This is a genomic window from Enterobacter cloacae complex sp. HYC033_NIDB, assembly GCF_056673335.1.
Genome location: NZ_CP115123.1, coordinates 4,713,826 through 4,735,445, shown reverse-complemented (window position 1 = coordinate 4,735,445; position 21,620 = coordinate 4,713,826). Strand labels below are relative to the sequence as shown.

Sequence of the window (21,620 nt, the reverse complement as noted above, 5' to 3'; positions counted from 1 at the left end):
AGCGCGCTTATCAGAGCTCGCACCTTTTCTAACGGCCGAAGATACAGGACTAAGCAACATGTCTAAAATTTTTGATTTCGTAAAACCTGGCGTTATCACTGGTGATGACGTACAGAAAGTGTTCCAGGTAGCTAAAGAAAACAACTTCGCTCTGCCAGCAGTTAACTGCGTAGGTACCGACTCCATCAACGCCGTACTGGAAACCGCTGCAAAAGTTAAAGCACCGGTTATCGTTCAGTTCTCTAACGGCGGCGCTGCGTTCATCGCAGGTAAAGGCGTGAAAACTGACGTTCCTCAGGGCGCTGCTATCCTGGGTGCTATCTCTGGCGCACATCACGTTCACCAGATGGCTGAGCACTACGGTGTTCCGGTTATCCTGCACACTGACCACTGCGCGAAAAAACTGCTGCCATGGATCGACGGTCTGCTGGACGCAGGTGAAAAACACTTCGCAGCAACCGGTAAGCCACTGTTCTCTTCTCACATGATCGACCTGTCCGAAGAGTCTCTGGAAGAAAACATCGAGATCTGCTCTAAGTACCTGGCGCGTATGTCCAAAATGGGCATGACCCTGGAAATCGAACTGGGTTGCACCGGCGGTGAAGAAGACGGTGTGGACAACAGCCACATGGACGCTTCTGCTCTGTACACTCAGCCAGAAGACGTTGATTACGCTTACACCGAGCTGAGCAAAATCAGCCCACGCTTCACCATCGCAGCGTCCTTCGGTAACGTACACGGCGTATACAAACCAGGTAACGTGGTTCTGACCCCGACCATCCTGCGTGATTCTCAGGAATACGTGTCTAAGAAACACAACCTGCCGCACAACAGCCTGAACTTCGTCTTCCACGGCGGTTCCGGTTCTTCTGCTCAGGAAATCAAAGATTCCGTAAGCTACGGCGTAGTGAAAATGAACATCGATACCGACACCCAATGGGCAACCTGGGACGGTATCCTGCAATACTACAAAACCAACGAAGCTTACCTGCAAGGTCAGCTGGGCAACCCGAAAGGCGAAGACCAGCCGAACAAGAAATACTACGATCCACGCGTATGGCTGCGCGCTGCCCAGACTTCTATGATTACTCGTCTGGAGCAGGCATTCAAAGAACTGAACGCGGTTGACGTTCTGTAATTTGAGCTGTTCATAGCGTCAAGAAGGTCCGCATATGCGGGCCTTTTTTTATGCCTTTTCAATAGCCTGATGCCTCTGTTTTTGTGATCTGTTTGGCAATATCATGGCTTTTTGTTTACCCTTTACTGACCTGCCTGTCTCCGTGTGGGATAGATTTTGTGGTTTTTATGAGCATAAGGAAAGATAAATGGAAGATCTCGGTGTTGTAGATAGCATCAATAACGCTGGCTCCTGGCTGGTGCGCAACCAGGCGCTCCTGATTAGTTACGCTGTGAATATTGCGGCGGCAATCGCCATTATTATTGTGGGGATGATCGTTGCCCGCACGGTTTCCCGGGGCGTTAATCGCGTAATGCTATCCCGTCATATCGATGCAACCGTTGCTGATTTCCTTTCTGCGCTGGTGCGTTACGGGATTATTGCGTTTACCCTCATTGCGGCAATGGGGCGGGTCGGTGTACAGACCGCTTCGGTCATTGCCGTACTTGGTGCCGCTGGTCTGGCCGTAGGTCTCGCTCTTCAGGGCTCGCTGGCTAACCTTGCAGCTGGCGTACTGTTAGTGACGTTCCGTCCTTTCCGTGCCGGAGAGTATGTTGATCTCGGTGGCACTGCGGGCACCGTGCTGAACGTGCAGATTTTTTCTACCACGCTGCGTTCGGCAGACGGCAAAATCGTCATTGTGCCAAACAAGAAAGTTATTGATGGCAACATTACTAACTTCTCTCGTGAGCCGGTTCGCCGTAATGAACTCATTATCGGGGTTGGCTATGATTCAGATACTGAGTTGGTGAAAAAGCTGATTACCGATATCATCGAATCAGATGACCGCATTCTTAAAGATCGCGAAATGACCGTTCGCCTGAACGAGTTGGGCGCGTCATCCATTAATTTTGTGGTGCGCATCTGGAGTAAAAGCGGCGATCTGCAAAACGTTTACTGGGACGTGCTGGAGCGCATCAAGCGTGATTTCGATGCCAACGGTATCAGCTTCCCTTATCCGCAGATGGACGTAAATCTCAAACGCGAGAAAGCAGCCGAATAATTTGCTTTAACGTAGGCCCGGTAAGCGTCAGCGACACCGGGCTTTTCTTTGATTAGCCCGGCTAATCCCCAATTAATATTATCAATTTCCTCTAATGTCGTTCCCGCAGTATAGTCTGCCTCCAGGACAACTCTGCGAGAATTACGTCATGTTATCTTATTATTTTCAGGGGCTTGCGTTAGGCGCGGCTATGATCCTTCCCCTTGGTCCACAAAATGCGTTTGTGATGAACCAGGGCATTCGCCGCCAGTATCATCTGATGATTGCCCTGCTGTGCGCGGTGAGCGATTTGCTACTGATTTGCGCCGGGATTTTTGGCGGCAGCGCCTTGCTGATGCAGTCGCCGTGGCTGCTGGCGCTGGTTACCTGGGGCGGCGTAGCGTTTCTGCTGTGGTACGGGTTTGGCGCCCTGAAAACGGCCATGAGCAGCAATCTTGAGCTGGCGAGCGCCGAAGTGATGAAGCAGGGGCGCTGGAAGATTATCGTCACCATGCTCGCCGTGACGTGGCTTAACCCGCACGTTTATCTTGATACGTTCGTGGTGCTCGGCAGCCTGGGTGGACAGCTGGACGTTGAGCCCAAGCGCTGGTTTGCGCTCGGTACGGTCAGCGCCTCCTTCCTCTGGTTCTTTGGTCTTGCGATCCTGGCGGCATGGCTGGCGCCACGTCTGCGCACCGCTAAAGCGCAGCGCATTATCAATACCCTGGTTGGGCTGGTGATGTGGTTTATTGCCTTCCAGCTGGCGAAAGAGGGCATTCATCACGTACAGGGATTGTTCAACTAAGCGTTGTCTTATGGACATCTGAACAAGACCCGCTAAGCTTGCTGGCATGAGCCCTGTTGATGGGGCACTCTTCGCAACATGGAGGAATGACAGTGAAGTTTAAGGTGATGGCCCTGGCGGCATTAGTAAGTTTAGGTGCGGTGTCGGTGCAGGCGAATGAACTGCCAAACGGCCCGCACATTGTCACTTCAGGCACGGCAAGCGTGGATGCGGTACCGGATGTTGCAACCCTGGCAATTGAAGTGAACGTGGCGGCGAAAGATGCTGCTTCCGCCAAGAAACAGGCAGACGATCGTGTTGCGCAATACCTCTCTTTCCTGGAACAGAACGGTGTCGCGAAAAAAGACATCAGCTCTGCGAACCTGCGTACCCAACCGGATTACGACTACCAGAACGGCAAAAGCATCCTGAAAGGCTATCGCGCCGTGCGTACTGTGGAAGTGACTGTACGCCAGCTTGATAAGCTCAACGGATTGCTGGATGGTGCGCTGAAGGCTGGGCTGAACGAAATTCGTTCCGTCTCGCTGGGCGTTGCGCAACCGGAGAAATATAAAGACGAAGCGCGTAAAGCGGCGATTGATGATGCCATTCATCAGGCGCAGCAGCTGGCATCCGGCTTCAAGAGCAAGCTCGGTCCGGTTTACAGCGTCCGTTACCACGTTTCAAACTACCAGCCAAGCCCGATGGTTCGGATGATGAAGGCGGACGCCGCGCCGGTTTCTGCTCAGGAAACCTACGAGCAGCCAACCATTCAGTTCGACGATCAGGTTGATGTGGTGTTCCAGCTGGAGCCGACTGAAAAGCCCGCTCAGTAACCCGTAGGCCGGGTAAGGCGAAGCCGCCACCCGGCTAGTTTTTCAATCCTGTCTTAACACCTTATGCCCAAATGCCAGCAGCGCGTCAGTGACGTTGCGCATCATGCGGCTTTCCGGCGCAAAACGGTGCCAGTACAGCATCCGGCGCTGATACAGCCCCGGGGTTAAATCAATCAGCTCACCGCTTTTCAACTCTTTCTCAATCTGCAAATGCGGGATCATGCAGCAGGTGGTTCCCTGACGCGCGAGCTGTACGAAGGCTTCGGACGAGTTAACGATATGACACGGTACGCTGCCCGGCGGCAGATCGAAGTTTTGTTGCAGGAAGGCCTGATGCATATCGTCCAGATGGTCGAAAGCGACGGCAGGCGCTTTCAGCAGCGCGGCGCGGGTCACACCGTTCGGGAAGTAACGCTCGGCAAAGGCTTTTGAACCGACAAACAGGTAATCCAGCGCGCCCAGCTGATCCACCAGACAGCTTGGCAGCGCCTGAGGCTGAATACTGACCGCCCCAACCACTTCGCCACGGCGCAGGCGCTCCTGGGTGCGGGTCTCGTCTTCAACCTGGAGATTCAGGCGGATAGGGGAGTCGGCCAGCACCGGCGCAAGGGCCGGCAGCAACCAGGTTGCCAGACTGTCGGCGTTCACCGCCAGCGACAGCAGCAGCGGCGTGGAGCCGGTCTGTTCATCGCCCAGCCACTCATCTTCCAGCAGTTCAACCTGCCGCAGCAGGGCGAGGAGCTTTTGTCCTTGCTCCGTCGGACGCGGCGGTACGGTACGCACCAGCAGCGGCTGCCCGAACATGTTTTCAAGCTGTTTGATACGCTGTGATACGGCGGACTGGGTGATGCACAGCTTTTGCGCCGCGCGCTCAAAACCGCGTTCACGAATAACTGCATCAAGTGCCTGTAGTGTTCTGTAGTCCGGACGTTTCATTGCTCTGGCTGACTCCTTAATTTTGCTTAATCTGCACTATGACACAATTTTCCCTTCGTGGCAGACGAAATCCATTCGACGTGTTCTATAATGCGCCCTGAGTTTTCACACCACAGGCAAAACGATCATGACGCAGGATGAACTGAAAAAAGCAGTAGGATGGGCCGCTCTCCAGTACGTACAGCCGGGTACCATTGTCGGTGTTGGTACGGGGTCGACGGCGGCGCACTTTATCGATGCGCTGGGCACGATGAAGGGGCAGATCGAGGGCGCGGTTTCCAGCTCCGATGCTTCCACGGAAAAGCTGAAAAGTCTCGGCATCACCGTTTTCGACCTCAACGAAGTGGACCGTCTGGGCATTTACGTTGATGGCGCGGATGAAATCAACGGCCATATGCAGATGATCAAAGGCGGCGGCGCGGCGCTGACGCGCGAGAAGATCATTGCCTCCGTTGCGGATAAGTTCATCTGCATCGCGGACGCCTCCAAGCAGGTCGACATTCTGGGGAATTTCCCGCTGCCGGTCGAAGTGATCCCGATGGCGCGCAGCGCCGTGGCACGTCAACTGGTGAAGCTGGGTGGTCGTCCGGAATACCGTCAGGGTGTGGTGACCGACAACGGCAACGTGATCCTCGACGTTCACGGCCTTGAGATCCTCGATGCCATTGCGCTGGAAAATGCGATCAACGGCATTCCAGGCGTCGTTACCGTAGGGTTATTTGCCAACCGTGGCGCGGACGTGGCGCTGATCGGCACGGCTGACGGTGTAAAAACCATCGTAAAATGATCTGACGGGGGGAGCGCTCCCCCCCGCTAAAAAATTTTTGAAAAGCTAAATTCGGTGACTTGTGTCACGTTTTTCCGCCTCTTTTGCCGATCCTGCCACGTTCGTAATTTTCCGCAGCATTTTCCTCTGCCATTTTGCTCTGTATGACTTTTCTTCAGAGTGCCGACGCAAACGTTCATATTGCTGCAATAGTTTTTTTTGATATGTTGGCTGCACGGGATTTATATCCAGCACAACATCAGTTCAGATAAAAACAGGGTCGGGTAAATGGCAAAGGTATCACTGGAGAAAGACAAGATTAAATTCCTGCTGGTTGAAGGCGTGCACCAGAAAGCGCTCGATAGCCTTCGCGCAGCAGGCTACACCAACATCGAATTTCACAAAGGCGCGCTGGACACTGAAGAGCTGAAAGCGTCCATCCGTGATGCCCATTTCATTGGCCTGCGATCCCGTACCCAACTGACTGAAGACGTTATTGCTGCGGCGGAAAAGCTGGTGGCGATTGGCTGTTTCTGCATCGGCACCAACCAGGTTGATCTGAATGCCGCCGCCAAACGCGGTATCCCGGTCTTTAACGCGCCGTTCTCTAACACCCGTTCCGTGGCGGAGCTGGTGATTGGCGAGCTGCTGCTGCTCCTTCGCGGCATTCCGGAAGCTAACGCCAAAGCGCACCGCGGCGTGTGGAATAAGCTGGCTGCGGGCTCCTACGAAGCGCGTGGTAAAAAGCTCGGGATTATCGGTTACGGCCACATCGGTACGCAGCTCGGTATTTTGGCGGAATCCCTCGGCATGCACGTGTTTTTCTACGATATCGAAAGCAAGCTGCCGCTGGGTAACGCGACGCAGGTGCAGCATCTCTCTGATCTGCTGAATATGAGTGACGTGGTCAGTCTGCACGTGCCGGAAAATGCGTCCACCAAAAACATGATGGGGGCGGAAGAGCTGGCGCTGATGAAGCCGGGCTCTCTGCTGATCAACGCCGCGCGCGGCACTGTGGTTGACATTCCTGCGCTGTGCGACGCGCTGAAGCGTAAGCATCTGGCGGGTGCGGCGATTGACGTATTCCCGACGGAACCGGCCACCAACAGCGATCCGTTCACCTCTCCGCTGTGCGAGTTCGACAACGTGATCCTGACGCCGCACATCGGCGGTTCTACTCAGGAAGCTCAGGAGAATATCGGCCTGGAAGTGGCGGGTAAGCTGAGCAAATATTCCGACAACGGTTCAACGCTCTCTGCGGTGAACTTCCCGGAGGTGTCTCTGCCGCTGCACGGTGGGCGTCGTCTGCTGCACATCCACGAAAACCGTCCTGGCGTGCTGACCGCCATCAACCAGATTTTTGCCGAGCAGGGCGTTAACATTGCCGCGCAGTATCTGCAAACTAACTCGCAGATGGGTTATGTGGTGATTGATATCGAAGCGGATGAAGACATCGCCGAGAAAGCATTGCAGAGCATGAAGGCCATTCCGGGGACGATTCGCGCGCGCCTGTTGTACTGATGGTGCGAGGTAAATGCAAAACGGTAACGATAGTTACCGTTTTTTATGTTTTCACCCTCTCCCTGTGGGAGAGGGCTGGGGTGAGGGCATCTGGCCGCACGCTTGGTTCACCACTCCCACAACTTCGATGGCGTCACCACCGCCGGCAACGGCACATCCCATTTCTCTACGGGTAATGCCTCCACGCCCTGGCAATCATGCGCATACCCCACCGGCTGCAATCCGTACTGCTGCCAGTTTTGTAGCGTCCTGTCATAGAATCCCCCGCCCATGCCTAATCGCTGGCCCTGCTCGTCAAACGCCACCAGCGGTGTAATCAGCACATCCAGCCCGGAAAGCGGGAGCACGTCGCGCACGTCGAGTTTGGGTTCGGTGATTTTCAGACGATTTACCACCAGCTCGCTGTGCGGATGGTAGTGCAGAAACAGCAGATTGCCCGGGCTAAAGGGATGCAGAACCGGCAGGTAAACTTTTTTCCCGGCGCGCCAGAGCTGGTCGATAAGCGGTTGGGTATCCAGCTCACCATCAAACGAGAGAAACAGGGCGACGGTGTTTGCCATCACCACAGGCGGATAGGCCATCATGCGGGCGGCGGCCTGCTGGGCAAACTGTGCCTGTTGCTCGGCGCTTAGGGCGCGACGACGCTGGCGAATAAGCTGACGGATGTCCTGGCGTGAAGCAGAAACTTCAGGGAGTTGAGTCATGGTAGTCGGTAGAAGAAAAGAGAGGGAATCTCCGAGATGCCGCCGCAGGCTGTAACCCTTGAACCCTTGGTTCAAGGTGAATGTGTCGTCATAGTTTTAAGGCTTCTCGGACGAACCGAGCATGCTCACCAACCATGGAGCGCCACATTCTTGTGGTATGAAATATCGGCTCAGGGGACTGGCCCGCTTGCGAACATCTCAGAGAAATTTTGTCTTCACAGTTACTCTACCATAGTCAACTGAGAAGTGTTATTCAAACTTTGGTCCCGGTCTTTCGGGACTGCGACCTTGATCAAGCAATGCCTGTTCTATGGTCTGCTGGAGCATTTTAATGCGCTGCTCCATGCTTGCCGCGTAATCGCGGGTCTTCGCTTTTTCCTGAGTCAGTTCATAGCTGATGTTCAACGCGGCGATGAAAACCAGCTGCTCAGTATTTGTGACTCTAGTGCGTTCTTTTAGATCTTGCAACCGCTGATTCAAATCGTCCGCAGCCTGATTCAAGGCATCCCTTTGTTCAGGCGGACAATTCACTCGCAGTGAACGGCCAAAAATCTGGAGATCGACGGGTTGTGCAGACATGCCACCTTCCTGCTGATTGACTGCGCTGCCTTCGCTTACTGCCCCGGGGGCTGCGAAGGGGCGACACTATAGCTACCCTGATGTGAAGATACAAGCCCTTTTCTGGTATCACCAGGGTCCAAAGTGGTAGCATATCATGAATATCCTCCCTTTGATGACGAATGCGTATGTCTATACAGAACGAAATGCCTGGTTACAAGGATTTAAACCAGTTACTGAACCAGCAGGGAGTCGGTCTGACCCCTGCCGAAATGCACGGTCTGATCAGCGGCATACTGTGCGGCGGAAACAGCGACAGCTCATGGCAGCCGCTGATCCACGACCTCACCAACGAAGGGCTGGCGTTTGGCCACGAACTGGCGGAAGCGCTGCGTAAAATGCACGCCGCAACCAGCGATTCCCTGGAAGACGATGGCTTTCTTTTTCAGCTTTATCTGCCTGAAGGCGACGATGTCAGCGTCTTCGATCGCGCTGATGCGCTCGCGGGTTGGGTAAACCACTATCTTCTTGGCCTGGGCGTAACCCAGCCTAAACTGGATAAAGTGACCGGCGAAGCGGGTGAAGCGATCGACGATCTGCGTAACATCGCCCAACTCGGCTACGATGAAGACGAAGACCAGGAAGAGCTGGAGATGTCTCTCGAAGAGATTATCGAGTACGTGCGCGTGGCGTCTCTGCTGTGCCACGACAACTTTACGCGCTCGCAGCCGACCGCGCCGGAAGTTCGCAAGCCAACATTACACTAAGAAAAATAACGCACAGGAGGGTGTCATGGTTATCTCCAGTCAAGAGTATTCTCGCCGTCGTCAGGCGCTGCTGGCAAAAATGCAGCCGGGAAGCGCTGCCCTGATTTTCGCCGCGCCGGAAGTGACGCGCAGCGCCGACAGCGAATACCCCTATCGCCAGAGCAGTGATTTCTGGTACTTCACCGGGTTTAACGAGCCGGAAGCGGTACTGGTGCTGATTAAAAGCAATGACACCCACAACCACAGCGTGATTTTTAACCGCGTGCGCGATCTGACCGCGGAAATCTGGTTTGGCCGCCGCTTAGGACAGGAGGCGGCGCCAGAAAAACTGGGCGTGGACCGCGCGCTGGCCTACAGCGAAATCAACCAGCAGCTCTACCAACTGCTGAACGGTCTGGACGTGCTCTATCACGCCCAGGGCGAATACGCGTATGCGGATGACATTGTTTTCACCGCGCTGGATAAGCTGCGTAAAGGCTCACGTCAGAATTTGTCTGCACCCGCCACCCTGACGGACTGGCGACCGATGGTGCATGAGATGCGCCTGTTCAAGTCTGAAGAAGAGCTGAACGTGATGCGCCGCGCGGGCGAAATCAGCGCCCTGGCGCATACCCGCGCCATGGAAAAGTGCCGTCCCGGTATGTTCGAGTACCAGCTTGAAGGCGAAATTCACCATGAATTTAACCGTCACGGCGCGCGCTTCCCGTCCTATAACACCATCGTAGGCGGCGGGGAAAATGGCTGCATTCTGCACTACACCGAAAACGAAAGTGAACTGCGCGACGGCGATCTGGTGCTGATTGACGCCGGCTGTGAATATCAGGGTTACGCGGGCGACATCACCCGTACCTTCCCGGTGAACGGTAAATTCACCTCCGCGCAGCGTGAAATCTATGACATCGTGCTTGAGTCTCTGGAGACCGCGCTGACGCTGTTCCGCCCTGGCACCTCCATTCAGGAGGTTACGGGCGAGGTGGTACGCATCATGATTACCGGGCTGGTGAAGCTCGGCATTCTGAAAGGCGATGTGGACACCCTTATAACCGAAAACGCCCATCGTCCGTACTTTATGCACGGCCTGAGCCACTGGCTGGGGCTGGATGTGCATGACGTCGGGGCATACGGTCCGGAACGTTCGCGCGTGCTGGAGCCTGGCATGGTGCTGACCGTTGAGCCGGGGCTGTACATCGCGCCGGATGCCGACGTGCCGGAACAGTACCGCGGGATCGGCATTCGTATTGAAGATGATATCGTCATCACCGAAACCGGTAACGAAAACCTGACCGCGACCGTGGTGAAAAAAGCCGACGACATCGAGGCGCTGATGGCGGCGGCACGCGGATGAGCGTAATCATCGTTGGCGGAGGCATGACCGGCGCTACTCTGGCGCTGGCTATTTCGCAGTTAACCCAGGGCCAGCTTCCGGTGCATCTCGTCGAGGCGGTCGCGCCGCAGGCGGCCGATCATCCCGGTTTCGACGCCCGCGCTATCGCGCTGGCGCAGGGAACCTGTCAGCAGCTTGCGCGTATTGGGATCTGGCAGGCGATAGCGGATTGCGCAACGGCGATCGGCACCGTTCACGTCAGCGATCGCGGGCATGCCGGGTTTGTGACGCTGGATGCCCACGATTACCGGATCGAGGCGCTGGGGCAGGTTGTCGAGCTGCATAACGTAGGGCTGCGGCTGTTCCGTCTGTTACAGGACGCGCCTGGCGTCACGCTGCACTGTCCGGCGCGCGTCGCCAGCTTTAGCCGTCGTGACGAGGCCGTCAGCGTGACGCTGGACAACGGCACCACGCTGGAGGGGCAACTGCTGGTGGCGGCAGATGGTTCACGCTCCGCGATCGCCACGCAGTGCGGCGTCGAATGGCGCTCTGAACCCTATGGGCAGGCGGCGGTCATCGCTAACGTCTCTACGGCTGGCGCGCATAACGGCAGGGCATTTGAGCGCTTCACGGAGCACGGCCCGCTGGCCATGCTGCCGATGTCGAACGGGCGCTGCTCGCTGGTATGGTGCCATGCGCAGGATCGGGCCGATGAGGTTCTCTCCTGGTCCGACGAACGTTTTTGTTCCGAGCTGCAAAAAGCCTTCGGCTGGCGGCTTGGGCGCATCACCCATGCCGGAAAACGCGTGGCCTATCCGCTCGCGCTGACGACCGCATCGCAGACTGTCTCCCATCGCGTCGCCCTAGTCGGCAACGCCGCGCAGACGCTGCACCCCATCGCCGGGCAAGGCTTCAACCTTGGCCTCCGTGACGTAATGAGTCTGGCAGAGCTACTGGCCCGGACGTGGAGCGAACAACAGGATTGTGGCGCATACTCAGTGCTGAGCCATTACCAGAAACGACGCCAGGCGGACAAAGCGGCGACCATTGGCGTCACCGACGGTTTAGTCCACCTGTTTGCCAATCGCTGGGCACCGCTGGTTGCGGGTCGCAACCTTGGGCTGATGGCGATGGAACTGTTCATTCCGGCACGTGACGTGCTGGCGCAGCGGACCCTGGGTTGGGTCGCGCGTTAAGGAGTATTGACCGTGCAAAATGTTGATGTCGCCATTGTGGGCGGCGGAATGGTAGGACTGGCGCTGGCCTGTGGTTTACAGGGCAGCGGCCTGCGCGTGGCCGTGCTTGAGCAAAAAGCGCCGCAGCCTGTGGCGCAGGATGCACCGCCGGAGCTGCGCGTCTCGGCGATCAATGCCGCCAGCGAAAAGCTACTGACGCACCTTGGCGTCTGGTCTGAAATCGTGGCGCTGCGTGCCAGCTGTTACCATGGCATGGAAGTGTGGGACAAAGACAGCTTCGGCCATATCGCGTTTGACGATGAAAGCATGGGCTACAGCCACCTTGGACACATCGTTGAAAACGCGGTGATCCACCACGCGCTGTGGCAGAAAGCACAGCAGTGCAGCGACGTCACGCTGATCGCACCGGCGAAACTCCAGCAGGTGGCGTGGGGCGAAAACGACGCGTTTATCACTCTTGAAAGTGGCGACATGCTGACCGCGCGTCTGGTGGTGGGTGCCGACGGCGCCAATTCCTGGCTGCGTAACAAAGCGGATATTCCGCTGACCTTCTGGGATTACCGCCATCACGCGTTGGTGGCCACAATCCGCACCGAAGAGCCGCACGGCGGCGTGGCGCGCCAGATTTTCCATAATGACGGCATTCTGGCCTTCCTGCCGCTTGCCGATCCGCATCTCTGCTCCATCGTCTGGTCCTTAGAGCCGGAGAAAGCGCAGCAGATGCAGGAGGCGACGCCGGATGCCTTCAGTCAGGCGCTATGCGTGGCGTTTGATAACCGTCTGGGCCTGTGCATGCTTGAAAGCGAACGCCAGACGTTTCCGTTAACCGGTCGCTACGCGCGTCAGTTTGCCGCGCACCGTCTGGCGCTGGTGGGGGATGCGGCGCATACCATTCATCCGCTGGCCGGGCAGGGGGTGAACCTTGGCTTTATGGACGCGGCTGAGCTGGTTGAAGAGCTGCGTCGTCTGCATCGGGAAGGCAAGGATATTGGTCAGCATCTGTATCTGCGTCGCTACGAGCGCAGCCGCAAACACAGTGCGGCGATGATGCTGGCGGGTATGCAGGGCTTCCGCGAGCTGTTTGCCGGAGCGAATCCGGCGAAAAAACTGCTGCGCGATATTGGCCTCAAGCTGGCCGACACCCTTCCCGGCGTAAAACCGCAGCTTCTTCGTCAGGCAATGGGCCTCAACGATCTTCCCGACTGGTTACGTTAATCTCGATCCCCGTCACACTTTATTTTCCCGGCCTCCGCGCCGGGGAAATTTCCTCGTTTGAAATAATCTAATTTCACGTCATTTTTCGCATTAGAAAATCTAATCTTACTATTTTTATGTTACGGAAAATCGGCCCGTTTTTCCGCACGAAATATCACCATCTGCTAAATCCTGTTAGATCATTGTTAATTTTATGCGGGTTTAATCGCATTTTCCCAGTGAATAACTCTGTAGGCTTTTCAGCGATTTTTGGTCATAAGCTAATGTGATGACCCGTTTTACCTTATGGTTAACCGCCGGTTTCGGTGGTAAGTTCAGGTAAAAGAGAACGTTTGCGTCGGCCCCCGATCGCGAGGCCGACACCGGGTTTCACGGTGAATTTTTCAACGAGGAAAAGATGGCTCAACAGACTCCTTTGTACGAACAGCACGTGTTGTGCGGCGCCCGCATGGTGGACTTCCACGGCTGGATGATGCCGCTGCACTACGGCTCGCAGATTGATGAGCACCACGCGGTGCGCACCGATGCCGGTATGTTCGACGTGTCTCATATGACGATTGTCGACCTGCGCGGTAGCCGCACCCGGGAGTTTTTGCGTTATCTGCTGGCAAATGACGTCGCCAAACTGAAGACGCCGGGCAAAGCGCTCTATACCGGCATGCTGAATGCCTCGGGCGGCGTGATTGACGACCTCATCGTCTACTACTTCACCGAAGATTTCTTCCGCCTCGTTGTAAACTCCGCCACCCGCGAAAAAGACCTTTCCTGGATTTCCCAACACGCTGAACCTTACGCCATAGACATCACCGTCCGTGACGATCTGTCGCTGATTGCCGTGCAGGGGCCAAACGCCCAGGCGAAAGCCGCCTCTCTTTTCAGCGACGAGCAGCGCAAAGCCACCGAAGGCATGAAGCCATTCTTCGGCGTGCAGGCGGGGGATCTGTTTATCGCCACCACCGGCTACACCGGTGAAGCGGGCTATGAAATTGCGATGCCAAACGAGAAGGCCGCTGATTTCTGGCGTGCGCTGGTGGAGGCGGGCGTGAAGCCTGCGGGCCTGGGCGCGCGCGATACGCTGCGTCTGGAAGCGGGGATGAACCTCTACGGTCAGGAGATGGACGAAGGCGTCTCTCCGCTGGCGGCCAACATGGGCTGGACCATCGCGTGGGAACCGGCTGACCGTGATTTTATTGGCCGTGAAGCGCTGGAGATGCAGCGCGAGAAGGGCACTGAACAGCTGGTAGGCCTGGTGATGAAAGAAAAAGGCGTTCTGCGCGGCGAGCTGCCTGTACGCTTCACCGATGCCGATGGCAATCATCGCGAAGGCGTGATCACCAGCGGAACGTTCTCCCCGACGCTCGGCTACAGTATTGCCCTGGCACGCGTGCCGGCGGGGATTGGCGAAACGGCGGTGGTGCAGATCCGCAACCGCGAAATGCCGGTCAACGTGACCAAACCGATTTTTGTTCGCGCCGGTAAGCCGGTCGCCTAACTATTTTTATCAGGAGAACTTCAATGAGCAATGTGCCAGCAGAACTGAAATACAGCAAAGAACACGAGTGGCTGCGCAAAGAGGCGGACGGCACTTACACCGTTGGGATCACCGAGCACGCGCAGGAGCTGCTGGGCGACATGGTGTTTGTTGATCTGCCGGAAGTGGGCGCAACCGTGAGCGCAGGCGACGACTGTGCGGTGGCGGAATCCGTTAAAGCGGCCTCTGACATCTACGCCCCGGTGAGCGGTGAAATTGTTGCCGTGAACGACGCGCTGAGCGACTCCCCGGAGCTGGTCAACAGCGAACCGTATGAAGGCGGCTGGATCTTCAAGATCAAAGCCAGCGACGAAGCGCAGGTTGCCGCGCTGCTGGATGCGACCGCGTACGAAGCACTACTGGAAGACGAATAACGTTGTGCCGGATGGCGCTGCGCTTATCCGGCCTACAGGTCAACGTAGGCCCGGTAAGCGTTAGCGCCACCGGGCAACAGCGTTACAGATAACTACGATTCACTGCACGTTTCAGGAACCATCGCTCATGACACAGACTTTAAGCCAGCTTGAAAACCGTGGCGCTTTCATTGAACGTCACATTGGGCCGGATGCTCAGCAACAGCAGGAGATGCTGAAGACAGTTGGCGCGGATTCATTAAACGCACTGATCGGCCAGATCGTGCCAAAAGACATCCAGCTTGCTACGCCGCCGCAGGTAGGCGAGTCCACGACGGAGTTCGCCGCGCTGGCGGAGCTGAAGGCCATCGCCGGCCTTAACAAGCGCTATAAGTCTTACATTGGCATGGGCTACACCAACGTGCAGTTACCGCCGGTGATCCTGCGCAATATGCTGGAAAACCCGGGCTGGTACACCGCTTACACCCCGTATCAGCCAGAAGTCTCCCAGGGCCGTCTGGAAGCGCTGCTGAACTTCCAGCAGGTGACGCTGGATCTGACCGGTATGGATATCGCCTCTGCCTCGCTGCTGGATGAAGCCACCGCCGCCGCCGAAGCGATGGCGATGGCGAAGCGCGTGAGCAAGCTGAAAAACGCCAACCGCTTCTTCGTCGCGGCGGACGTGCATCCCCAGACGCTGGATGTGGTGCGCACCCGTGCGGAAACCTTCGGCTTTGAGGTGATTGTCGACGACGCTGAAAAAGTGCTGGATCACCAGGACGTCTTCGGCGTGCTGTTGCAGCAGGTGGGCACCACCGGGGAAGTGCACGACTACGGCGCACTGATCGCCGAGCTGAAATCCCGTAAGGTTATTGTTAGCGTCGCCGCTGATTTTATGGCGCTGGTGCTGCTGACGGCGCCAGGCAAACAGGGCGCGGATATTGTCTTCGGCTCAGCTCAGCGTTTCGGCGTGCCGATGGGCTACGGCGGCCCGCACGCGGCGTTCTTTGGCGCGAAAGATGAATTTAAACGTTCCATGCCAGGCCGTATTATCGGCGTATCGAAAGATGCCGCCGGTAACACCGCGCTGCGCATGGCGATGCAGACCCGCGAGCAGCATATCCGCCGCGAGAAAGCGAACTCCAACATCTGTACCTCGCAGGTGCTGCTGGCTAACATTGCCAGCCTGTACGCGGTGTTCCACGGTCCGGCTGGCCTGAAACGTATTGCCAGCCGCATCCACCGTCTGGCCGATATCCTGGCCTGCGGTCTGCAACAGAAAGGTCTCAGACTGCGTCATGAACACTATTTCGATACCCTGTGCGTCGAGGTGGCAGACAAAGCGGCCGTGCTGGCGCGCGCCGAGGCAGCGCAAATCAACCTGCGCAGCGACATTCACAATGCGGTCGGCATTACGCTGGACGAAAGCACCACCCGTGACGATATCCTGACCCTGTTCAACGTATTGCTGGGTGACGCACACGGTCTGGACGTTGATACGCTCGACAAAGAGGTTGCGCTCGACAGCCGCTCCATTCAGGAAAGCATGCTGCGCGACGACGCGATCCTGACTCACCCGGTGTTCAACCGCTATCACAGCGAAACCGAGATGATGCGTTACATGCACTCTCTGGAACGTAAAGATCTGGCGCTAAACCAGGCGATGATCCCGCTGGGCTCCTGCACCATGAAGCTGAACGCCGCGGCTGAGATGATCCCAATTACCTGGCCTGAATTCTCTGAGCTGCACCCGTTCTGCCCGGCTGAGCAGGCGGAAGGGTATCACATGATGATCAACCAGCTCTCCGACTGGCTGGTGAAGCTGACCGGGTACGACGCGCTCTGCATGCAGCCGAACTCCGGTGCGCAGGGTGAATACGCTGGTCTGCTGGCGATCCGTCACTATCACGAAAGCCGCAACGAAGGCCACCGTGATATCTGCCTGATCCCAAGCTCTGCCCACGGTACCAACCCGGCTTCTGCCCAGATGGCAGGAATGGAAGTGGTGGTTGTGGCGTGCGACAAAAACGGCAACATCGATCTGGCCGACCTGCGCGCCAAAGCCGAGCAGGCGGGCGACAAACTCTCCTGCATCATGGTGACCTACCCATCCACCCACGGCGTGTACGAAGAAACTATCCGTGAAGTGTGTGATGTGGTGCATCAGTTCGGTGGCCAGGTTTACCTCGACGGCGCAAACATGAACGCCCAGGTGGGCATCACCTCTCCGGGCTTTATTGGCGCGGATGTGTCGCACCTGAACCTGCATAAAACGTTCTGCATTCCGCACGGCGGTGGCGGCCCGGGGATGGGTCCTATCGGCGTGAAGGCGCACCTGGCGCCGTTTGTCCCAGGCCACAGCGTGGTGCAGATCGAAGGCATGCTGACCCGTCAGGGCGCGGTCTCCGCGGCACCGTTCGGCAGCGCCTCTATCCTGCCAATCAGCTGGATGTACATCCGCATGATGGGCGCGGAAGGGCTGAAGCAGGCCAGCCAGGTGGCGATCCTCAACGCCAACTACATCGCAACGCGTCTGAAGGACGCCTATCCGGTGCTCTATACCGGCCGCGACGGTCGCGTGGCGCACGAATGCATCCTCGATATTCGTCCTCTGAAAGAAGAGACGGGCATCAGCGAGCTGGATATTGCCAAGCGTCTGATCGACTACGGCTTCCACGCGCCAACCATGTCGTTCCCGGTAGCGGGTACGCTGATGGTTGAGCCGACCGAATCTGAAAGCAAGGTGGAGCTGGATCGCTTTATCGACGCCATGCTGGCGATCCGCAGCGAAATCGACCGCGTGAAAGGCGCGGAGTGGACGCTGGAAGATAACCCGCTGGTGAACGCGCCGCATACACAGAACGAACTGGTGGCAGAGTGGAACCACGGTTATACCCGCGAGCTGGCTGTCTTCCCGGCAGGTGTGGCAAACAAATACTGGCCAACCGTGAAACGTCTTGATGATGTTTACGGCGACCGTAACCTGTTCTGCTCCTGCGTACCGATGAGCGAATATCAGTAACGTTGTTCCTGTAGTAACGTAGGCCGGGTAAGGCGAAGCCGCTACCCGGCTTTTTTATTGGGAGAAAAGAATGGCAATTGCACTGGTCACCGGCGCCAGCCGGGGTATTGGTAAAGCCACCGCGCTACAGCTGGCAAGCGAAGGCTACACCGTTGTGGTGAATTTTCATCACAACATCAAAGCCGCGACGGACGTCATTAATCAGATCGTGGACGCGGGCGGTAAAGCCTTTGCCGTACGCGCGGACATCAGCGATGAAGCGCAGGTGATGGCGATGTTCGACAGCATCGATCGCGAAGGTGAGCCGCTCGCCGCGCTGGTGAACAACGCCGGAATTTTGTTTGAACAATCCATCATCGAAAACCTCTCCGCTGAACGTATTAACCGCGTGCTGGCTACCAACGTCACCGGCTATTTTCTCTGCTGCCGTGAAGCGGTTAAGCGCATGTCGCATAAACACGGCGGCAAGGGCGGCGCGATTGTCAATGTCTCCTCGGCGGCCTCCCGGCTGGGCGCGCCGGGGGAATATGTGGATTATGCCGCCTCAAAAGGGGCGGTGGATTCCCTGACTACCGGCCTCGCGCTGGAGGTGGCGGCGCAGGGCATTCGCGTTAACGGCGTGCGGCCAGGCCTGATTTATACCGATATTCACGCCTCCGGCGGCGAGCCGGGGCGTGTGGATCGGGTGAAGTCGATGTTACCGATGCAGCGTGGCGGTCAGCCGGAGGAGGTCGCCCAGGCCATTGTCTGGCTGCTGAGCGACAAAGCCTCCTATGTCACCGGTAGCTTCCTGGAGCTGGCTGGCGGGAAGTAACGCTACGACGCCAGCCACAGCCGCAGGCGCATTCCCCAGCCGCTGGTCCAGCCGGTGGTGATCGACTTCACTTCACCGTGAGAGATCACCACTAGCGTTGGCGTAACCTTAACGTCCCACTCACGCGCCAGTTCTCCGCTGGCGTCGTTGACCGTGGGCATCGTCGCCTTCTTCTTCCTCATCCAGGTTTCGAGCGTCGCGTTATCGCCCGAGCGCAGCGCAACCGACATCACGTTACCCCCGTCCGCGGCAAGCGCCGCCACCGACGGCGTGGTGTAGCGGCAGACGCCGCACCATGTCGCCCAGACGTAGACCAGCAGCGGTCGCTCCTTACTCATGGCGATAAGATCGACGGGCTGACCGTCGAGGGTGTGCAGTGCCGTCGCGGAGAAATTCTGCGGCAGCGCGGGCTGGCGGAAATAGTCCACCGCCAGGCTCACGGCAACGCCAATCAGCAGCCACACGCCCAGCTCGCGCAGCAGGCGCGGAAGCTTACTTGCCACGGGCGTTTGCCAGCTGTTCTTTGACCAGCCCCTCCAGGTCGTCATACGGAATTGCGCCCGCCACCATCTGGTCGCCGATAATGGTCGCCGGGGTACCCTGAATATTCAGCACCTGCGCCAGGATGAGGTTCATCTTTAGGCTGTCCATGGTTTTATCATCCGTTTTAATGCTGTCCGTTCCGGTCTTTGCCTTCGCGGCGGCGATGCTGGCGTCATCGTGATAGCCCTTTTTCATCATCAGCCGCTGGTGCAGCGCCCAGAATTTATCCGGCGCCTGCTGCCACGTTGAGAGTGCCGCTTTCGCGGCATTTATCGAGCTTTGTCCCTTGAACGGCAGCAGTTTGACGATGAGCTGCACGTCGGGATTTTCCTGCACGATTTTCTCAAGCATTGGGTCGAACTGCTTGCAATACGGGCAGTTGTAGTCAGTGAAGGAGACGATGGTCAGCTTCGGCGATGTCGCGCCGGTTCGCGGGCTGTTGGGGTCGTTAAACAGCAGTTTTGCCAGCTGGTCGCTGGAAGCGTCATCAGAAGGTGCGGCGAAACCGAACGTTGATAACGACAGCAGAAGTAAGGCAACGAAGGCTCTCATGTTATTTTCCTTTTGCATCGGACAGGTTGCTCAGCACCGCTTCGCGGCTTAACAACGCAGGCAGCACGTGGCCCTGCGGTAATCCCGGTCCGTAGATCTGGTTAAACGGCACGGCGGCGCTGCCGCGCGTGGTTAAGAACTGGCTGATGGTATCTGAGGGGCGGCTCCAGTCGCCGCGCAGGGCGACAACGTCCGGGGCGGAGAGCGCATCCTGCACGTCGTCGCGCAGCAGCACGTTGTATTTATTGGCTTTACAGGTCACGCACCAGTCGGCGGTCACGTCGACGAACACCCGTTTGTTCTCCGCCAGCGCGCGGGCAATGGCCTGCTCGCTGAGCGGCTGCCAGTGAATACGATCGCGGCGGGAACCCTCGCCGCCGGAACCGGATACAAACGCGACCGCCCCGGCCACCACTACAGCTAATACCCCGGCGCGCAGTGCCGTTTGCCAGCGGTAGCGCCAGGCGGTGACCAGCAGCAGCGTAAGGATCAGGAGCACGCCCAGCGTGATGACGGGCAGGCTGCCAATGTGCACCGTCAGCAGGCTCAGCAGCCACAGCGATGAGCCGAGCATCATCATCCCCAGCGCTACGCGTACGACGTTCATCCAGCGTCCCGGACGCGGCAACCGCTGGGCCAGCCCCGGCCAGGCCGCCACCAGCAGCCACGGCAGGCTCATGCCGATACCCATCGCCAGGAAGATCCCCCACAGCAGGGGAAGCGGCGCCGCCAGCGCGACCGAGACCGCCGTACCCAGGAACGGCGCGGTGCAGGGTGTCGCCAGCAGCGTGGCAAACGCGCCTTGCCAGAAATGACCCGCAAGCCCGTTGCCGCCGCGCGTGGCGAGGAAGGTGCTGGCGCCGGAAGGGAGACGGATTTCAAACAACCCCAGCAGGCTGGCGCTGAAAAGCACCATCACCAGCGCCATCGCGCCAATAAACCACGGATTCTGGAACTGGATCCCCCAGCCAAGCGCCTGATTGCCTAAGCGTAAAACCGTCATCATCAGCGCCAGCGCGAGGAACGACATCACGATCCCGGACACTGAAGCAAGAAACTGCCTGCGCACCTGACCGCGCGCCTGCCGTTCGGTTTGCATCAGCGTGCCCAGCTTCATGGCCAGCACCGGCAGCACGCAGGGCATAACGTTGAGGATCAGGCCGCCAGCCAGCGCCATCAGCAGCACCCAGCCTAGCGAGAACGCGGGGGCGGCGCTGCCCGGCTGGATCTCCACGCGGGACTCCTGCGCCTGGCCGCTGTCGGCGAGCACCAGCGACAGCGTTTTCCCGCTGAGGCTGGGCGCGGCCTCGCCCCAGCTGTCCGTCACGGGCACGGTGGCGACCAGCGAGTCACCGCGCACGGTGAGGGCCGGTTTGCCGAAATCAACATCATCCATACCGTCGATAAACAGGGACGGCGCCTGCCAGCCTGCGTCACGCTGCGCCGTTACGGTCAGCTTGCCGGGGGCATAGGTGGCGTTAAGTGTTGAGGTCAACCCGCCGCTGAGCGGAAGGGTGCCCATGGCCCGACTGAAATCGTAATCAAAACCGGCACCTGCGGATGCGGTCATGTTCAGCGAAAACGGGTAGTCGGTAAGAATACAGACGTTGCTACAGGTGGAGAGCGTCAGTACGCCGCTCAGGATCTTCGGGACGTCGCCCCGCAGAGTGATGGGAAAGCTGACATCGCCGTGGTAGCCCTGCGTGGTGATGCCCGCGACGTCGAAACGCTGCGGCACAGGCCAGCGCCAGATCGCCTCGACGGGCTGATGCCATTTAATCGCGGGTGCGACGCCGCCTTCGCCCGGCGAGCGCCAGTAGGTTTTCCAGCCTTTTTGCAGGGCGACGTCCAGCAGCAGGCGGGTTTCGCCAGTGCTTTCGGGTTGCGCACGCAGCCTGACGCTGGCGTGCTGATTATCGGCGGCGCGCAGCCAGCCGCTGTCGGCAGCCTGGCTGAGGGGCAGCCATAGCCAAAGCAGGCAGACCAGCAGTCGCCTGAATACAGTAAACATAAATTTTCTCCGTAAATGATGAATTAAC

Annotated in this window: 20 protein-coding genes and 1 other RNA gene; 14 read left to right on the top strand and 7 right to left on the bottom strand. The window is 57.8% G+C overall.

Annotated features, from left to right (window positions below; all coding sequences use genetic code 11):
- Nucleotides 1-58: 58 nt before the first annotated feature.
- From fbaA to O1721_RS22650, 4 genes are all read left to right on the top strand, one after another.
- Nucleotides 59-1,138, top strand: a complete 1,080-nt coding sequence (fbaA, locus tag O1721_RS22665) for a class II fructose-bisphosphate aldolase (RefSeq protein ID WP_017692704.1) — start codon at nucleotides 59-61, stop codon at nucleotides 1,136-1,138.
- 187 nt (nucleotides 1,139-1,325) lie between these two features.
- Entirely contained in the window at nucleotides 1,326-2,180 is an 855-nt protein-coding gene (gene mscS / locus O1721_RS22660) for a small-conductance mechanosensitive channel MscS (protein ID WP_015571808.1), read from the top strand.
- 148 nt (nucleotides 2,181-2,328) lie between these two features.
- On the top strand, nucleotides 2,329-2,964 hold the full coding sequence (gene argO / locus O1721_RS22655) for an arginine exporter ArgO (protein ID WP_003860085.1): 636 nt from the start codon (nucleotides 2,329-2,331) through the stop codon (nucleotides 2,962-2,964).
- 92 nt (nucleotides 2,965-3,056) lie between these two features.
- Nucleotides 3,057-3,779: an oxidative stress defense protein gene (locus O1721_RS22650; RefSeq protein WP_022649323.1), complete on the top strand. Its 723-nt coding sequence runs from the start codon at nucleotides 3,057-3,059 to the stop codon at nucleotides 3,777-3,779.
- A gap of 42 nt (nucleotides 3,780-3,821) precedes the next feature.
- Here the strand turns inward: O1721_RS22650 and argP are convergent, their stop codons facing one another.
- A complete protein-coding gene (argP, locus tag O1721_RS22645) occupies nucleotides 3,822-4,715 on the bottom strand; it encodes a DNA-binding transcriptional regulator ArgP (protein WP_003860089.1) in 894 nt (297 codons plus the stop codon).
- Nucleotides 4,716-4,842: 127 nt separating this feature from the next.
- Between argP and rpiA the strand changes: the two genes are divergently transcribed.
- Both rpiA and serA read left to right on the top strand, forming a co-directional pair.
- Entirely contained in the window at nucleotides 4,843-5,502 is a 660-nt protein-coding gene (gene rpiA, locus O1721_RS22640; protein ID WP_003860091.1) for a ribose-5-phosphate isomerase RpiA, read from the top strand.
- A gap of 267 nt (nucleotides 5,503-5,769) precedes the next feature.
- Entirely contained in the window at nucleotides 5,770-7,002 is a 1,233-nt protein-coding gene (gene serA / locus O1721_RS22635) for a phosphoglycerate dehydrogenase (RefSeq protein ID WP_017692705.1), read from the top strand.
- Nucleotides 7,003-7,109: 107 nt separating this feature from the next.
- Here serA and O1721_RS22630 read toward each other — a convergent pair whose 3' ends face one another.
- The 3 genes from O1721_RS22630 to zapA form a co-directional block, all read right to left on the bottom strand.
- A complete protein-coding gene (locus tag O1721_RS22630; RefSeq protein WP_032102944.1) occupies nucleotides 7,110-7,706 on the bottom strand; it encodes a 5-formyltetrahydrofolate cyclo-ligase in 597 nt (198 codons plus the stop codon).
- A gap of 24 nt (nucleotides 7,707-7,730) precedes the next feature.
- Nucleotides 7,731-7,914, bottom strand: a non-coding RNA gene (gene ssrS, locus O1721_RS22625) — 6S RNA.
- Between the two features lie 41 nt (nucleotides 7,915-7,955).
- Complete coding sequence (gene zapA / locus O1721_RS22620; RefSeq protein ID WP_003860096.1) at nucleotides 7,956-8,285, bottom strand: cell division protein ZapA; 330 nt, start codon at nucleotides 8,283-8,285, stop codon at nucleotides 7,956-7,958.
- A 167-nt stretch (nucleotides 8,286-8,452) separates the two neighbouring features.
- Here zapA and O1721_RS22615 point away from each other — a divergent pair, with 167 nt between their 5' ends.
- The 8 genes from O1721_RS22615 to O1721_RS22580 all read left to right on the top strand — a co-directional run bounded on the left by O1721_RS22615 (nucleotide 8,453) and on the right by O1721_RS22580 (nucleotide 18,486).
- On the top strand, nucleotides 8,453-9,031 hold the full coding sequence (locus O1721_RS22615) for a YecA/YgfB family protein (protein WP_003860099.1): 579 nt from the start codon (nucleotides 8,453-8,455) through the stop codon (nucleotides 9,029-9,031).
- Between the two features lie 31 nt (nucleotides 9,032-9,062).
- The gene (gene pepP / locus O1721_RS22610; RefSeq protein WP_026080576.1) at nucleotides 9,063-10,376 is read left to right on the top strand and encodes a Xaa-Pro aminopeptidase; all 1,314 of its coding nucleotides are present in this window, start codon (nucleotides 9,063-9,065) and stop codon (nucleotides 10,374-10,376) included.
- Entirely contained in the window at nucleotides 10,373-11,551 is a 1,179-nt protein-coding gene (gene ubiH, locus O1721_RS22605) for a 2-octaprenyl-6-methoxyphenyl hydroxylase (RefSeq protein ID WP_032668607.1), read from the top strand. Before pepP ends, ubiH begins: the two co-directional genes overlap by 4 nt.
- 12 nt (nucleotides 11,552-11,563) lie before the next feature.
- A complete protein-coding gene (gene ubiI, locus O1721_RS22600) occupies nucleotides 11,564-12,766 on the top strand; it encodes an FAD-dependent 2-octaprenylphenol hydroxylase (protein ID WP_023295388.1) in 1,203 nt (400 codons plus the stop codon).
- A gap of 397 nt (nucleotides 12,767-13,163) precedes the next feature.
- A complete protein-coding gene (gene gcvT, locus O1721_RS22595; RefSeq protein ID WP_003860107.1) occupies nucleotides 13,164-14,258 on the top strand; it encodes a glycine cleavage system aminomethyltransferase GcvT in 1,095 nt (364 codons plus the stop codon).
- Between the two features lie 23 nt (nucleotides 14,259-14,281).
- Nucleotides 14,282-14,671, top strand: coding sequence for a glycine cleavage system protein GcvH (gene gcvH, locus O1721_RS22590; RefSeq protein WP_006811885.1), 390 nt, complete (start codon nucleotides 14,282-14,284; stop codon nucleotides 14,669-14,671).
- Nucleotides 14,672-14,798: 127 nt separating this feature from the next.
- Complete coding sequence (gene gcvP / locus O1721_RS22585; protein WP_015571799.1) at nucleotides 14,799-17,672, top strand: aminomethyl-transferring glycine dehydrogenase; 2,874 nt, start codon at nucleotides 14,799-14,801, stop codon at nucleotides 17,670-17,672.
- A gap of 70 nt (nucleotides 17,673-17,742) precedes the next feature.
- On the top strand, nucleotides 17,743-18,486 hold the full coding sequence (locus O1721_RS22580) for an SDR family oxidoreductase (protein ID WP_032649439.1): 744 nt from the start codon (nucleotides 17,743-17,745) through the stop codon (nucleotides 18,484-18,486).
- Nucleotides 18,487-18,488: 2 nt separating this feature from the next.
- Here the strand turns inward: O1721_RS22580 and O1721_RS22575 are convergent, their stop codons facing one another.
- The 3 genes from O1721_RS22575 to O1721_RS22565 are packed head-to-tail and all read right to left on the bottom strand — an operon-like array spanning nucleotide 18,489 to nucleotide 21,592.
- Complete coding sequence (locus O1721_RS22575; RefSeq protein WP_017382895.1) at nucleotides 18,489-18,989, bottom strand: protein disulfide oxidoreductase; 501 nt, start codon at nucleotides 18,987-18,989, stop codon at nucleotides 18,489-18,491.
- Nucleotides 18,979-19,581: a DsbA family protein gene (locus tag O1721_RS22570; RefSeq protein WP_032649436.1), complete on the bottom strand. Its 603-nt coding sequence runs from the start codon at nucleotides 19,579-19,581 to the stop codon at nucleotides 18,979-18,981. The genes O1721_RS22575 and O1721_RS22570 overlap by 11 nt, the downstream gene beginning before the upstream one ends.
- Before the next feature lies 1 nt (nucleotide 19,582).
- Nucleotides 19,583-21,592, bottom strand: a complete 2,010-nt coding sequence (locus tag O1721_RS22565; protein ID WP_032649432.1) for a protein-disulfide reductase DsbD family protein — start codon at nucleotides 21,590-21,592, stop codon at nucleotides 19,583-19,585.
- Nucleotides 21,593-21,620 lie beyond the last annotated feature (28 nt).

Coding starts and splice junctions, on each gene's coding strand:
- gcvT (WP_003860107.1), top strand. CDS start 13,164: ATGGCTCAACAGACTCCTTTGTACGAACAGCACGTGTTGTGCGGCGCC.
- argP (WP_003860089.1), bottom strand. CDS start 4,715: ATGAAACGTCCGGACTACAGAACACTACAGGCACTTGATGCAGTTATT.
- zapA (WP_003860096.1), bottom strand. CDS start 8,285: ATGTCTGCACAACCCGTCGATCTCCAGATTTTTGGCCGTTCACTGCGA.
- fbaA (WP_017692704.1), top strand. CDS start 59: ATGTCTAAAATTTTTGATTTCGTAAAACCTGGCGTTATCACTGGTGAT.
- O1721_RS22580 (WP_032649439.1), top strand. CDS start 17,743: ATGGCAATTGCACTGGTCACCGGCGCCAGCCGGGGTATTGGTAAAGCC.
- serA (WP_017692705.1), top strand. CDS start 5,770: ATGGCAAAGGTATCACTGGAGAAAGACAAGATTAAATTCCTGCTGGTT.
- gcvP (WP_015571799.1), top strand. CDS start 14,799: ATGACACAGACTTTAAGCCAGCTTGAAAACCGTGGCGCTTTCATTGAA.
- O1721_RS22565 (WP_032649432.1), bottom strand. CDS start 21,592: ATGTTTACTGTATTCAGGCGACTGCTGGTCTGCCTGCTTTGGCTATGG.
- O1721_RS22570 (WP_032649436.1), bottom strand. CDS start 19,581: ATGAGAGCCTTCGTTGCCTTACTTCTGCTGTCGTTATCAACGTTCGGT.
- argO (WP_003860085.1), top strand. CDS start 2,329: ATGTTATCTTATTATTTTCAGGGGCTTGCGTTAGGCGCGGCTATGATC.
- O1721_RS22615 (WP_003860099.1), top strand. CDS start 8,453: ATGTCTATACAGAACGAAATGCCTGGTTACAAGGATTTAAACCAGTTA.
- O1721_RS22630 (WP_032102944.1), bottom strand. CDS start 7,706: ATGACTCAACTCCCTGAAGTTTCTGCTTCACGCCAGGACATCCGTCAG.
- gcvH (WP_006811885.1), top strand. CDS start 14,282: ATGAGCAATGTGCCAGCAGAACTGAAATACAGCAAAGAACACGAGTGG.
- mscS (WP_015571808.1), top strand. CDS start 1,326: ATGGAAGATCTCGGTGTTGTAGATAGCATCAATAACGCTGGCTCCTGG.
- ubiH (WP_032668607.1), top strand. CDS start 10,373: ATGAGCGTAATCATCGTTGGCGGAGGCATGACCGGCGCTACTCTGGCG.
- rpiA (WP_003860091.1), top strand. CDS start 4,843: ATGACGCAGGATGAACTGAAAAAAGCAGTAGGATGGGCCGCTCTCCAG.